Source organism: Bradyrhizobium sp. ma5, assembly GCF_042258955.1.
In the GTDB taxonomy this organism is placed as follows: domain Bacteria; phylum Pseudomonadota; class Alphaproteobacteria; order Rhizobiales; family Xanthobacteraceae; genus Bradyrhizobium.
Map to the genome: position 1 here is coordinate 1,210,967 of NZ_CP170156.1, position 12,802 is coordinate 1,223,768.

Annotated in this window: 13 protein-coding genes and 1 pseudogene; 12 read left to right on the forward strand and 2 right to left on the reverse strand. The window is 60.1% G+C overall.

All coding sequences use genetic code 11. The features are described from left to right. The first annotated feature begins 50 nt into the window (after nucleotides 1-50). The 12 genes and pseudogenes from ACE103_RS05510 (at nucleotide 51) to ACE103_RS05565 (ending at nucleotide 11,137) form a co-directional block, all read left to right on the forward strand. Nucleotides 51-1,385 carry an MFS transporter gene (locus ACE103_RS05510; RefSeq protein WP_375778616.1) on the forward strand — a complete coding sequence of 445 codons (1,335 nt, stop codon included), beginning with the start codon at nucleotides 51-53 and terminating at the stop codon, nucleotides 1,383-1,385. Between the two features lie 214 nt (nucleotides 1,386-1,599). Further along, nucleotides 1,600-2,511 (forward strand): annotated as a pseudogene (gene trbB, locus ACE103_RS05515) (P-type conjugative transfer ATPase TrbB); the annotation flags it as partial. Between the two features lie 4 nt (nucleotides 2,512-2,515). Next, complete coding sequence (locus ACE103_RS05520; protein WP_375778617.1) at nucleotides 2,516-2,842, forward strand: TrbC/VirB2 family protein; 327 nt, start codon at nucleotides 2,516-2,518, stop codon at nucleotides 2,840-2,842. Beyond that, the gene (locus ACE103_RS05525) at nucleotides 2,842-3,105 is read left to right on the forward strand and encodes a VirB3 family type IV secretion system protein (RefSeq protein ID WP_375778618.1); all 264 of its coding nucleotides are present in this window, start codon (nucleotides 2,842-2,844) and stop codon (nucleotides 3,103-3,105) included. Before ACE103_RS05520 ends, ACE103_RS05525 begins: the two co-directional genes overlap by 1 nt. Nucleotides 3,106-3,113: 8 nt before the next feature. Next, nucleotides 3,114-5,555: a conjugal transfer protein TrbE gene (gene trbE, locus ACE103_RS05530; protein ID WP_375778619.1), complete on the forward strand. Its 2,442-nt coding sequence runs from the start codon at nucleotides 3,114-3,116 to the stop codon at nucleotides 5,553-5,555. Further along, nucleotides 5,552-6,280: a P-type conjugative transfer protein TrbJ gene (gene trbJ, locus ACE103_RS05535; RefSeq protein ID WP_375778620.1), complete on the forward strand. Its 729-nt coding sequence runs from the start codon at nucleotides 5,552-5,554 to the stop codon at nucleotides 6,278-6,280. The genes trbE and trbJ overlap by 4 nt, the downstream gene beginning before the upstream one ends. A gap of 50 nt (nucleotides 6,281-6,330) precedes the next feature. Then, a complete protein-coding gene (trbK-alt, locus tag ACE103_RS05540) occupies nucleotides 6,331-6,642 on the forward strand; it encodes a putative entry exclusion protein TrbK-alt (protein WP_375781014.1) in 312 nt (103 codons plus the stop codon). Next, complete coding sequence (trbL, locus tag ACE103_RS05545) at nucleotides 6,639-7,868, forward strand: P-type conjugative transfer protein TrbL (RefSeq protein WP_375778621.1); 1,230 nt, start codon at nucleotides 6,639-6,641, stop codon at nucleotides 7,866-7,868. Before trbK-alt ends, trbL begins: the two co-directional genes overlap by 4 nt. Before the next feature lie 105 nt (nucleotides 7,869-7,973). Further along, a complete protein-coding gene (gene trbF / locus ACE103_RS05550) occupies nucleotides 7,974-8,657 on the forward strand; it encodes a conjugal transfer protein TrbF (RefSeq protein ID WP_298363120.1) in 684 nt (227 codons plus the stop codon). Nucleotides 8,658-8,692: 35 nt separating this feature from the next. Then, nucleotides 8,693-9,676, forward strand: a complete 984-nt coding sequence (gene trbG / locus ACE103_RS05555) for a P-type conjugative transfer protein TrbG (RefSeq protein WP_375781015.1) — start codon at nucleotides 8,693-8,695, stop codon at nucleotides 9,674-9,676. Further along, a complete protein-coding gene (locus tag ACE103_RS05560) occupies nucleotides 9,676-10,887 on the forward strand; it encodes a TrbI/VirB10 family protein (protein WP_375778622.1) in 1,212 nt (403 codons plus the stop codon). Before trbG ends, ACE103_RS05560 begins: the two co-directional genes overlap by 1 nt. Before the next feature lie 4 nt (nucleotides 10,888-10,891). Then, complete coding sequence (locus tag ACE103_RS05565; RefSeq protein ID WP_375778623.1) at nucleotides 10,892-11,137, forward strand: DUF2274 domain-containing protein; 246 nt, start codon at nucleotides 10,892-10,894, stop codon at nucleotides 11,135-11,137. On the opposite strand, the gene ACE103_RS05570 is transcribed toward ACE103_RS05565, so the two are convergent. Together ACE103_RS05570 and ACE103_RS05575 are read right to left on the reverse strand one after the other, a co-directional pair. Continuing rightward, nucleotides 11,104-12,051, reverse strand: coding sequence for a LysR family transcriptional regulator (locus ACE103_RS05570; protein ID WP_375778624.1), 948 nt, complete (start codon nucleotides 12,049-12,051; stop codon nucleotides 11,104-11,106). The genes ACE103_RS05565 and ACE103_RS05570 overlap by 34 nt on opposite strands. 82 nt (nucleotides 12,052-12,133) lie before the next feature. Next, nucleotides 12,134-12,766, reverse strand: coding sequence for an acyl-homoserine-lactone synthase (locus ACE103_RS05575; protein ID WP_375778625.1), 633 nt, complete (start codon nucleotides 12,764-12,766; stop codon nucleotides 12,134-12,136). Nucleotides 12,767-12,802 lie beyond the last annotated feature (36 nt).

The following is a 12,802-nucleotide window of genomic DNA, read 5'->3' on the forward strand; positions in this document are numbered from 1 at the left end:
AGCTGGACACGCTATCGGCTCGAATGAGCTGAGGAGCAAAAGGGCCCAGCATGCAAACTTCAGTGGCATGGCGTCTCGTCGCGCGCGTTTTTCTTCCATTCACTGCCGCATACTATCTTTCATATCTGTTTCGAACGATCAACGCTTTGATCTCCGGCCGTCTCGTCTCGGATGCCGGGCTCGGGACTGCCGACCTCGGGTTGCTCACGTCAGTCTATTTCCTGGCGTTCGCGGCGGCTCAGATCCCTATCGGTATATTGCTGGACCGCTTTGGCCCGCGTCGCGTCCAAAGTGCGTTGCTCTTGGTCGCCGCCGCGGGTGCCGGCCTATTCGCGACGTCGACGGGATTACCGTCCCTTTTGATTTCGCGAGCAATGATCGGCCTTGGAGTTGCGGCTGCGCTGACGGCCGGGTTGAAATCCATCGTTCTCTGGTTTCCGAGGGAACGAGTGGCCTTGCTGAATGGCTACATGATCATGTTGGGGTCGCTCGGCGCGGTGACCGCGACTGCTCCCGCTGAACACCTGCTCGCCTGGATGGGCTGGCGACAGCTCTTTGAAATCCTTGCGGCCGCGACCGGCGCGACGGCGGTGCTCATCTATCTCGCTGTTCCTGAACGAGCCATCATCCCACCAACCGCATCAAACCCCGCCACCCTTAGGTCCGTTTTTGGCGACAGGCGTTTCTGGCGCGTTGCCCCGTTGTCAGCGACTTGTGTGGGATCCGCCTGGTCTCTGCAGGGATTATGGGCATCGCCGTGGCTGACGGACGTAGAGGGATTTGATCGTGCTGGCCTTGTCGGACAGCTGTTCACGATGTCGACGGCACTCTGCGGCGGTGCCTGGATATTCGGTACCACGGTTCATCATCTAAGGCGAAGAGGAGTGGGAGCCGAAACGATATTAGCGATTGTCGCAGTGCTGTTCATGGTCGCCGAGCTTGCCTTGATCCTGCGCGCGCCTTTGCCATCCCTTTTGCCGTGGTCCGTTGTAGCAATTGTCGGAACTGCGACAGTGGTCAGTTTTACGGTCATAGCGGATTACTTTCCGCCAGAGCTTGCCGGGCGTGCCAACGGTGCGTTGAACGTGCTGCACTTCGGTTGTGCATTTCTCGCCCAATATGGGACGGGCCTGGTTCTGGACCAGTGGTCCACGGTAGATGGCCATCGGGCCATCCTGGCTTATCAAGTCGCGTTCGGTCTCAACGTAGCAGCACAGATAGCGGCGTTCGTTTGGTTTGCGCTGTCATGCCTCCGCTCCTTTACCTGGAGGAAAGGTTCAATACCCTTCTTTGCGCCGGCTAACGTCTCCGACGTAGTCGAGCCGGTCACTTCGTACGAGCAAGCGGTCGTACTAGTCCCAGCGGACGGCGATGCGGAGTGGTGAGCAGCGATCCGCAACGTTCGAGCACATGTTCAATATCCGTACCTAGTCTTTCCTTTTTCTACGCTGGTCTACGATCGCTGAAAGCGATCGTTGCGTTAGCTCGGTCGGTGGCTTTCTTGATGATCCCCATCTGAGGGCGCCCTTTAGACGTCCTCATTCGGTGGGGGCGGCCGTGGTAATACTTCAATCGGAGGCGTATTCGCGCGGTGCGCGAATGCTGCGTAGCGCGCTCGGTACGGCGATTGCGGGTTACCTGGAAGACGACGCAATCATTGAGGTCATGCTCAATCCGGATGGACGTTTGTGGATTGATCGGCTGTCGAGTGGTCTCATTGATACCGGCGAAACGTTGTCCGCGGCCGACGGCGAGCGCATCATTCGTCTGGTGGCGCACCATGTAGGCGCGGAGGTGCATGCTGGCTCACCGCGCGTTTCTGCCGAACTACCTGGGACCGGCGAGCGCTTCGAAGGTTTGTTACCTCCAGTCGTTGCAGCTCCTGCCTTCGCCATCCGCAAGCCCGCGGTCGCGGTGTTCACACTCGACGACTATGTCGTCGCGGGAACCATGACATCAGATCAGGCCAGCGCCTTAAGGGCTGCGGTCGCCGATCGCAAGAACATCCTGGTCGCTGGCGGTACGTCGACGGGCAAGACCACGTTGACGAACGCGCTGCTGGCCGAGGTGGCAAAGACCTCCGATCGGGTCGTGCTGATTGAAGACACACGCGAACTCCAATGCAAGGCGCCCAATCTCGTTGCGCTACGGACCAAGGACGGCGTAGCCACGCTCTCTGACCTTGTTCGGTCCTCGCTTCGACTGCGTCCTGACCGTATCCCGATCGGTGAAGTCCGGGGCGCCGAAGCACTCGACCTGCTGAAGGCCTGGGGCACAGGTCACCCCGGCGGCATCGGCACCATCCATGCCGGCACCGCGCTCGGTGCGTTACGGCGACTCGAGCAACTCATCCAGGAAGCCGTCATAACTGTTCCGCGCGCACTGATCGCCGAGACCATCAACCTCGTCGCTCTGCTCACGGGACGCGGTGCCGATCGTCGCCTTGCCGAGCTCGCCCTCGTCACGGGGCTTGGAGCCACTGGCGATTATAGCCTTTCACCAGCAGGAGACCTATATGCGTCCGCAATTTCGCTTTCTTCGAGAAGCCGCCTCACTGGGAGCTTTTGGCACCATTCTCCTGACGGCCGCGCCGGCACGGGCGGCTGGCTCGAACATGCCGTGGGAGCAGCCACTCAATCAGATCCTGCAATCGGTTGAAGGTCCGGTCGCAAAGATCATGGCCGTCATCATTATCGTCGTGACTGGGCTCACGCTCGCGTTCGGCGATTCATCGGGTGGTTTCCGGCGGCTGATCCAGATCGTGTTCGGACTGTCGATCGCGTTCGCAGCCTCGAGCTTCTTCCTGTCGTTCTTCTCTTTCGGCGGCGGCGTGGTGATCTGATGGATGAGCCAGTCGCAGGCTTTGTTGTGCCCGTGCATCGCGCACTCACCGAGCCGATCCTGATGGCTGGCGCGCCGCGATCGGTCGCGATCATCAACGGCACGTTGGCAGCCGCTCTTGGACTTGGACTGCGGCTGTGGATCGCGGGTCTCGTTCTCTGGTTCATCGGTCACATGGCCGCCGTCTGGGCCGTCAAGCGCGATCCTGCCTTCGTCGACGTGGTGCGCCGACATTTGCGCATTCCCGGTCACCTCAACGCTTGAGCTCAGTCATGATGAACCTTGCCGAATATCGCCATTCCAATGCTCGCCTCGCCGACTTCCTGCCTTGGGCAGCGCTGGTCGATGAGGGGATCATTCTGAACAAGGATGGTTCGTTTCAGCGGACTGCGAAATTCAGGGGCCCCGACCTCGACAGCGCAGTGCCGGCTGAACTTGTCGCCGTCGCCGGCCGTCTGAACAACGCTTTGCGTCGTCTCGGATCCGGCTGGGCCGTGTTCGTTGAGGCGCAGCGTCATTTTACAGGTGTTTACCCGCCGAACACCTTTCCGGACGTCGCGTCTGCACTGGTCGACGCCGAGCGCAGAGCGCAATTCGAGGAGGCAGGCGCCCACTATGAGTCGAGCTATTTCCTGACCTTCCTCTATTTGCCGCCGGAGGAGGGGGCGGCGAAGGCAGAGCGACTGCTCTATGAGGGACGCGATCGGGCCGTGGGAGCAGACGCTCGTGAGGTACTCCGCGGATTTGTCGATCAAACAAACCGCGTGCTCCAGCTCGTCGAAGGGTTCATGCCCGAATGCGCCTGGCTCGATGATCAGGACACGCTGACCTACCTGCACTCGACGATTTCGACCAAGCGTCATCGCGTTCGAGTGCCCGAAATTCCTATGTACATCGATGCGCTGTTGGCGGACCAGCCGCTGACTGGCGGGCTTGAGCCGATGCTGGGGGCAGCCAACCTGCGAGTTCTGACGATTGTCGGCTTTCCGGGCGCGACGACCCCGGGAATTCTGGATGATCTGAATCGCCTGCCATTCTCTTATCGTTGGTCGACCCGAGCGATCATGCTCGACAAGACCGATGCCATCAAGCTGCTGACCAAGATTCGTCGGCAGTGGTTTGCCAAGCGAAAATCCATCGGCGCCATCCTCAAAGAGGTCATGACGAATGAGGCGTCGACGCTACTCGATACCGACGCACACAACAAAGCGCTTGATGCCGACGCGGCGTTGCAGGAGCTGGGTTCCGATCAGATCGGACAAGCCTTTGTCACGGCAACTATTACCGTCTGGGATCGCGATCCCAGTGCTGCCGATGAAAAGCTGAGGCTGGTCGAGAAGGTCATCCAGGGGCGAGATTTCACCTGCATGATCGAGACGGTGAACGCCGTTGAAGCCTGGCTCGGTAGCCTGCCGGGACATGTCTATGCCAACGTGCGGCAGCCGCCGGTCTCGACCCTCAACCTCGCTCATTTGATTCCGATGTCGGCCGTGTGGGCGGGCGAGGCGAGGGATCTGCACTTCAAGGGTCCGCCGCTTTTGTTCGGCAAGACCGAGGGATCAACGCCGTTCCGATTCTCACTCCACGTCGGCGACGTCGGTCATACCCTTGTGGTGGGGCCGACAGGCGCGGGCAAGTCAGTGCTGCTCGCGCTGATGGCGCTACAGTTCCAGCGTTACCCGAACTCTCAGGTCTTTGCGTTCGATTTCGGTGGTTCGATTCGCGCGGCCGCCCTCGCCATGGGCGGTGATTGGCACGATCTCGGCGGCGCATTGTCTGACGGAGGTGAACAACCCGTCGCCCTGCAGCCGCTGGCCTGGATTGATGATCCATCCGAGCGCGGATGGGCGACGGAATGGATCGGCGCGATCCTGGCACGGGAAAAGGTCGAGATCACCCCGGAGGTCAAGGATCATCTGTGGTCGGCGCTGACATCTCTCGCTTCGGCGCCGAGGGAGGAGCGCACCCTCACGGGCCTGTCAGTCCTGCTCCAATCGAACTCTCTGAAACGCGCTTTGCAACCATATTGCCTCGGCGGTCCGTCCGGGCGCTTGCTTGATGCCGAATTCGAACGTCTCGGCGAGGCGTCGGTCCAGGCGTTTGAGACCGAAGGCTTGATCGGAACGGGTGCGGCGCCGGCCGTGCTGGCGTACCTCTTCCATCGTATTGGTGATCGTCTCGATGGTCGGCCGACACTCCTGATTGTCGACGAGGGTTGGCTTGCCCTCGATGACGAGGATTTTGCGGGGCAGCTCCGGGAATGGCTGAAGACGCTTCGGAAGAAGAACGCGTCCGTCATCTTCGCCACACAGTCGCTTTCGGACATTGATGGCTCAGCGATTGCGCCGGCTATCATCGAAAGCTGCCCAACGCGCTTGTTGCTGCCGAACGAACGGGCGATCGAACCGCAGATCACTGCCATCTACCGCCGCTTCGGCCTTAATGACCGTCAAATCGAGCTTCTGAGCCGAGCAACGCCAAAGCGCGACTACTATTGCCAGTCGCGTCGGGGCAATCGGATGTTCGAACTTGGCCTTGGTGAGGTTTCGCTCGCATTTACCGCGGCCTCTTCCAAGACAGACCAGGCCGCCATCACGCAACTCATCGCCGAACATGGACCCGACGGCTTCGTGCCTGCCTGGCTCCAGCATCGTGGCGTCGCCTGGGCGACAGATCTGATCCCCAATCTCGTCAATCTGGAGAAATCGTTATGAGACCTCTTGGCCTATTGGCGACCACGGCCGCCTTCGCGCTGTTGCTTGGCGTCCCGGTGCCCGCACGGGCGCTGATCGTCTTCGATCCCAGTAATTACGTCCAGAACGTCCTGACCGCCGCGCGCGAGCTGCAGCAGATCAACAATCAGATCACCTCGTTGCAAAACGAGGCGCAGATGCTGATCAATCAGGCCAGGAATCTGGCAAACCTGCCGTACTCGTCCTTGCAGCAATTGCAAGCATCGATCCAACGGACCCAGCAATTGCTGGCCCAGGCTCAGCGGATCGCCTACGACGTCCAGCAGATCGATCGCGCGTTCTCGACCAGCTATGCGCCAGCTACGGGCAGCCAGTCGAGCCAAGTGCTGACCAGCAACGCTCAATCGCGGTGGCAAAATTCTGTCGCAGCGTTGCAAGACTCGCTCCGGGTCCAGGCCGGAGTCGTCAGCAATCTCGACACCAACCGCATCCAGACATCGGCACTTGTCACATCCAGTCAAGGTGCCAGCGGCGCGCTGCAGGCAACCCAGGCCGGCAACCAGATCCTTGCGCTTCAAGCGCAGCAACTCGCGGATCTTACCGCCGCCGTGGCGGCACAGGGCAGGGCGCAAGGCCTTGAAGCGGCACAGCGCGCTGCGGCGCAAGACCAGGGCCGAGAGCAACTCAGGCGGTTTCTGACGCCGGCACAGGGCTATCAATCCTCCAACGTGCAGATGTTTCACTGATGACCGATACAGGGCCATTCAAGGCGTTGTCACTGCTCGTATCCGCCGGGATGTTGGTCGTCGCAGCCTGTGCGATCCAGCTCCGTGGCGGAGAGGAGACATCTGCGCCGCCAAAGGCGGAGCAGACCTCGGACGTCGACAGTTCCGATCTAGCCCGCTGCCGTACCGTCACTTCGGAGGATGCGGCAGGTTATCAATATTGCCAGAAAGTTTGGGCCGAAAGCCGGCGTCGCTTCTTTGGCGGTGGCGCCGCGTCTCGGCGTCCCGATCTGGCCTCCAGTCTGACGCCCACGCCAAAGGACGAGAGCCGGATGCCGCAAGGGTATCCATCCGTGGCGCTACCTGAAGCGAGCAGGCCATGACCGGTACCGGCATTATCGATCAGTTTCTGGAGACGTTTACCCGCTACATCGATAATGGCTTTGGGCTATTAGGTGGCGATGTCGGATATCTCGCAACAACCCTGGCTGCGATCGACATTACGCTCGCCGCATTGTTCTGGAGTTGGGGAACGGACGAGGACCTCATCGCGCGCCTCGTCAAGAAGACGCTGTTCGTTGGCGTCTTTGCCTACCTCATCGGCAACTGGAACGGCCTCGCACGCATCGTCTTCGAGAGCTTTGCCGGTCTTGGGCTGAAAGCATCTGGCGCTAGCCTCTCCTCGGCAGATTTCCTGCGACCGGGAAAGATCGCGCAAGTCGGGCTCGATGCTGGTCGACCGCTGCTCGACTCGATCTCCAGCTTGATGGGCTACATCAGCTTCTTCGAGAATTTCGTCCAGATCGTCGTTCTCTTATTCGCGTGGGTTGTTGTTCTGCTCGCCTTCTTCATCTTGGCGATCCAGCTCTTCGTCACCCTGATCGAGTTCAAGCTAACGACACTCGCCGGCTTCGTGCTCATTCCCTTCGGCTTGTTTGGCAAGACCGCCTTCGCAGCCGAGCGCGTGCTGGGCAACGTCATATCGTCCGGAATCAAGGTTCTGGTCCTGGCCGTGATTGTCGGCATCGGCTCGACCCTGTTCTCGCAGTTCACCTCAGGCTTCGGCGGCGCACAGCCGACCATCGAGGACGCGATGACGTTGGTACTTGCGGCGCTCTCGTTGTTGGGCCTCGGTATCTTCGGTCCCGGAATCGCAAATGGCCTGGTGTCCGGCGGACCGCAACTCGGCGCTGGCGCTGCGATCGGAACGGGTCTTGCCGCTGGCGGCGTCGCTGCAGCGGGCGCGGGCCTTGCTGCTGGTGGTGCCGGCCTCGCCGGCGGAGCCATAGCCGGTGCTGCGCGCGGTGGGAGCTCTGTCTTAAGTGGAGCAACCGCAGCTTATCGAAGCGGTGGTCTTGCCGGCGTCGCCGAAGCCGGTAGCTCGGCCGCCATGAGTCCGCTACGTCGGGCGGTCGCCGCATTCACCAGCAACGGCCAGGGGAATGAACCGGCTGCGAGCGCTTCCGCGGACGGGCAGCCTGATTGGGCGCGGCGCATGAAACGTGCCCAGACCATCCAACATGGCGCGGCGACCGCCGGCCACGCGGTCCGCTCCGGCGATCATGGCGGCAGCGGTTCCTCCGTCGATTTGTCCGAAGGAGAGCGCTGAAACGCAGCCGAGCGTCGCCTTAGCCACCCGCCGCAGGCGGCGACGGCTCAAACCATAAAGCCGCACGACTTCACACCGATCACTCGATCCACTGGGGCAACATCGATGTTCAAACGATCTTCCGTTCATTACGGGCGCATGCCCGGGCCGATTACGCCTTATCAAAAGGCGGCACAGGTCTGGGACGAACGCATTGGATCCGCCCGCGTGCAGGCTAAAAACTGGCGCTTCATGGCGTTCGGCTGCCTCATGCTGTCGGCAGGTCTTGCAAGCGGACTTGTCTGGCAATCTGCGCAGGGGTCGATCACGCCTTGGGTGGTCGAGGTCGATCGTCTCGGCCAGGCTCAAAGGGTCGCTCCGGCCAGCGTCGACTATCAACCCACTGATGCGCAGATCGCCTATCACTTGGCGCGCTTTATCGAGGATGTCAGAGGCCTTCCCGCCGATGGCATCGTGCTGCGCCAGAATTGGCTTCGGGCCTATGACTTTGCGACCGATCGCGGCGCGGTCGCCCTCAACGACTTCGCGCGCAACAACGATCCCTTTGCCAAGCTGGGCAAAACGCAGATTTCCGTCGAGGTCTCGAGCGTCATCCGTGCCTCACCCGACAGCTTTCGGGTCGCGTGGAATCAGCGCATTTACGACAACGGCTCGTTGAGCTCGACCGAACGTTGGACCGCGATACTCACGGTCGTCATCGAGATGCCGCGCGATGCCGAACGCCTGCGCAAAAATCCTCTTGGCGTCTACGTCCGCGCCATCAACTGGTCGAAGGAGCTGGGTCAGTGACCAAGACGACGTCAAACGCTTATGCAAAGCCTTCTATTCGGCACAGCAAGCTCAACGCCGGGTTCGTAACCTCGAAGCGAGCGATCTTGTCCGCTCTGGTGTTTTCTACGTCGGCCCTCGGAGGTTGCGCGACCTATATTCCACCGGAGATCAGCTATGACGCTGAAGTGCCAGCGCTGACGGCGCCTCCAGTGCCCGTCGACGACAGATCGAAATCGCTTCACGTTCCTCCGCTTTGGAAACCAGTGCTCGGCGGCAAGTCGGGGGTGAAGGAAGAGGCCGAACCTGTAAGCCGGGTTGAAGCCGCAAACAGCGCGGCGCGCGTCGAACCGCGTAAGCGGGGATATTTCAACGCGGCTCATATCTACGCTTACAGTCCGGGAGCGCTCTACCAGGTTTACGCGGCCCCCGGTCAGATCACGGACATTGCGCTCGAGGAGGGAGAGCAACTAACAGGATCGGGGCCAATCGCGGCTGGAGACACAGTGCGCTGGGTCGTAGGCGATACCGAGAGCGGAAGTGGTGACACGCGACGCGTCCATATCCTGGTGAAGCCGACCCGCGCGTCGATCGAAACCAACCTTGTCGTCAATACAGACCAGCGCACTTATCTGATCGAGCTCCGCTCCCGCGAGCGGCCCTACATGCCATCCGTCGCCTGGTACTATCCCGAAACCGTTCGCGAACGATCGCGATCGGCCACTCTCAGACCCGTCCTTCCCGATCCAGCCCAGCGTGTCTTTCGTTATGCGATCGAAGGAGACAGCCCACCCTGGCGGCCGCTTGCCGCATATGACGACGGCCGTAAGGTCTACGTCGAATTTCCACAAGGGATTGTCCAAGGCGAGATGCCTCCGCTCTTCGTCATCGGCCCCGATGGCAAGACGCAACTGGTCAACTATCGCGCCTACGGCAATGTGTTGATTGTGGATCGACTGTTTGCTGCCGCGGAACTGCGGCTCGGGGGTGAGCACCAGCAGAAGGTCAGAGTTGTCAGGACCGACGGGAGGCCGTCGTAATGAACACGCAGAACGGAAATGACCGCGAAGAGGCGATTCCTCCGCAAACGCAGGACGATGCGTCCAGAAGTTTCCGGCTAAGAGCGGACCATCCGCGCGTGACACGGTTGTCGCGGAAGGTTCTCGCGGGAGGAAGCGCGGTTGCCTTGCTCGTCATCGGCGGAGCTATGTTGTGGTCGTTGCAGAGCAATCGTGCCCGAAATCAGGCGACCGATGAGCTTTACAGCACCGACCACCACAATGTTGCCGACGGCATAGCGACGCTGCCGAAGGACTACACTGGCATTCCACGTCAGGCGGTACCGCAGCTAGGTCCGCCGCTCCCTGGTGACCTCGGTCGACCAATCCTTGCTTCCCAAGGCCAGTCGTCGACGATCGGCGCTGACTCGGAACAGCAGCGCCGAGACCAAGAGACCGAAGCAGCCCGGATCAGCCATTTGTTCGCTGCGACCAATGGAGGAGAGGTGCGTCCGCCCGCCGCTGCGGCAGCTGTAGGCGACCGTGTCGGGTCACCGAGCGCAACGAGCACCGCCGCCGACGGATTTGTGCAGAACGGTCAGGACGGGAAGCTTGCCTTCGTGAATGCTGCTGTGGATCGTCGCACGGTGAGCCCTGACCGAATCTCCAGGCCGGCTTCACCGTATATCGTACAGGCCGGGACGGTCATTCCGGGGGCCCTGATCACCGGGATCCGATCGGACCTTCCAGGCCAAATCACAGCGCAGGTGACCGAGAATGTTTTTGACACGCCAACTGGCCGCTATCTGCTTGTGCCTCAGGGAGCGCGTCTGATCGGCATCTACGACAGCCAGGTCGCTTTTGGCCAATCCCGCGTCCTCCTTGTTTGGACGAGGCTGATCATGCCGAATGGACATTCCATCGTTCTTGAGCGGCAGTCTGGCGCTGACACCGCCGGCTATGCGGGTCTCGAAGACCAGGTCGACAATCACTGGGGTGAGTTATTCAAGGCGGCTGCGCTGTCGACGTTCTTGGCTGTCGGGACGGAACTAGGTGCAGGATCCGACACAAATAGCAACGACAGCGCCATCATTCAGGCGTTGCGGCATGGCGCCTCCGACTCATTGAACCAAACTGGACAGCAGGTGGTTCGGCGTAGCCTCAATATTCAACCTACTTTGACCATACGACCTGGTTTCCCGGTTCGCGTTCTTGTCAACCGCGACCTCATACTCGCGCCATACGGAGGGTAATGCCATGCCCAAGCTTAAAATAGGAGCGTTGCCCGACGATAAGCCGGTCAAGGTCACCACTGAGCTTTCAGCTTCAGTTCATCGAGATCTAGTCGCATATGCAGAGGTTTTGGCACGCGAAAGTGGGCAGTCCATCGATCCGGCGAGGCTGATCGCGCCTATGTTGGCGCGCTTCATGGCCACGGACCGTGGATTTGCAAAGGCGAGGCGAGCCGGTCACAGCCTGAGAGCTGTGGGAGGTGAGGGATAGCGTTCCGCCAACAGGCTGAGGAAACGCTTCAGAGCCGGATTCCCATTGTCGCCGCGCCAATGCGCGTAGAAGTCCACCTGGCTTGGCCCCGTTCCATCGTGCAATTCCCGGTACACCAGGCCAGCGAAACTTGCGCCGATATCCGATTCCATCACCAGAGTGAGCCCCATGCCCATGTTCGTCAGATTTTTGATAATGCCGCGGCTTACGTCATGGCGCTCTACCGCGGGCCGGTCGTCAGATAACACGAGCTTCGAAATCAAGAGATCCTCGAGCTCTCGTCCAGGATCAATCTTGCTTAGAAGTATCTTTTCGTTACGCAAATCGGCCCAATAAATGATCTCGCGTGCCGCCAACCAGTGATCCTGACGCAACGAGATCAAGATGCGTTCGCTCCAGAGCAGCCGTGAGTTGACATCCTTTGAAACCAGACGTCCAGGGCTAATGACGACATCGACGGTCCCGTTACGGAGCGCGGTCATCAGATGAAAGCGAGAGCGTTCCATCGTTGCCAATTCGATCTGCGGGAGCAGCTTCTTAAATTCACCTATCGTTGTTCGCAAATTTCCGGTGGACACCGACGTGTAGAAGCCAATGACAAGATGGCCAGCATCGCCGCGACCACCGGACCTCCCAGTGTCAACGAGAGTGTCGACCTGTTCCAGGATCAGCCGCGCAATTCGCAAAACCGCTTGGCCAGCGACAGTGGGCTTGATTCCCCCGCTGGAGCGCTCGAACAGCGAAGTCCCAACTAGATATTCAAGCTGACCGATGGATCGGCTCAGGGCAGTGTGCTTGATCGAAAGCACTTCAGCGGCTCGTCGAAAGCTGCCGTAGTCGCAGGCAACCACGGCGAATCGAAGCTGTTGCAGGTTAACGGCGCTCGCCGCGTTTCGTCGATTGTTCTCTGTCATGTTCATAGCCAGTAGGCAAACCGCAAGACACGGCGTCCCGCTTAAGGCGGGACGTGCATATTGCTTGTTGGCATAGATCGTTCTAGACGGCCGCGGAGATTACTGGCGTCCAAAGGACCGGTGCCGAGAGACCGCCGGCCTTACGAAGGCTGACCAGAGTATCGCGAGAGACCTGAAGGTAACCCGCCACGGCTAACGTGTTGCCAATTGTGGAAGGAATGCCAATACGTCGCAGCGGCCAGCCAGCTCGTCGGAGGATTCTCTCCATTCGGACGTCCGTGACGGTAACGATATCCGTGAGCTGCCTTGAAAGCCCGAACTCGATCATTCCCGTAAATAGCTCGTAAGCAGCGCGAGTGATACCGTGATCTCCTTTTGGCGCATCGGCAGCAACATCGATTGCAAATCTACTACTTTCCCAGACGAGAGGAGTTGATGGCGTGGGTCGGCCTTCAAGGAGCGTTGGAAAGGTGTCGCGAAGCATGGTCGGGCCAAGAGTTGGAAGCAGGCGAACGGAACCTTGCACTTGGCCGTTTTCATCTATCTGGATTAGATAGTCAGGATACAGCGCATCGAATTCGTCGATCTCCATGTCGCCGCTGATCTGGACTTCCCATGCCATGCGCAGCTTGAAGACACGATGCCTCAACCGATGCATTTCAACGAGAGTGCCGGAAAACTCCCCATACGAAGGTGGCGTGATCAGTTGAATCATAATCCCTCCAAAGGTGATCATCACTCCTTTGAAGCG

Excerpts from the sequence above, each read along its gene's own strand:
- ACE103_RS05565 (WP_375778623.1), top strand. The coding sequence starts at position 10,892 with ATGCCCAAGCTTAAAATAGGAGCGTTGCCCGACGATAAGCCGGTCAAG.
- ACE103_RS05520 (WP_375778617.1), top strand. The coding sequence starts at position 2,516 with ATGCGTCCGCAATTTCGCTTTCTTCGAGAAGCCGCCTCACTGGGAGCT.
- trbK-alt (WP_375781014.1), top strand. The coding sequence starts at position 6,331 with ATGTTGGTCGTCGCAGCCTGTGCGATCCAGCTCCGTGGCGGAGAGGAG.
- ACE103_RS05560 (WP_375778622.1), top strand. The coding sequence starts at position 9,676 with ATGAACACGCAGAACGGAAATGACCGCGAAGAGGCGATTCCTCCGCAA.
- ACE103_RS05570 (WP_375778624.1), bottom strand. The coding sequence starts at position 12,051 with ATGACAGAGAACAATCGACGAAACGCGGCGAGCGCCGTTAACCTGCAA.
- trbE (WP_375778619.1), top strand. The coding sequence starts at position 3,114 with ATGATGAACCTTGCCGAATATCGCCATTCCAATGCTCGCCTCGCCGAC.
- trbL (WP_375778621.1), top strand. The coding sequence starts at position 6,639 with ATGACCGGTACCGGCATTATCGATCAGTTTCTGGAGACGTTTACCCGC.
- trbJ (WP_375778620.1), top strand. The coding sequence starts at position 5,552 with ATGAGACCTCTTGGCCTATTGGCGACCACGGCCGCCTTCGCGCTGTTG.
- ACE103_RS05510 (WP_375778616.1), top strand. The coding sequence starts at position 51 with ATGCAAACTTCAGTGGCATGGCGTCTCGTCGCGCGCGTTTTTCTTCCA.
- trbF (WP_298363120.1), top strand. The coding sequence starts at position 7,974 with ATGTTCAAACGATCTTCCGTTCATTACGGGCGCATGCCCGGGCCGATT.
- ACE103_RS05575 (WP_375778625.1), bottom strand. The coding sequence starts at position 12,766 with ATGATTCAACTGATCACGCCACCTTCGTATGGGGAGTTTTCCGGCACT.
- ACE103_RS05525 (WP_375778618.1), top strand. The coding sequence starts at position 2,842 with ATGGATGAGCCAGTCGCAGGCTTTGTTGTGCCCGTGCATCGCGCACTC.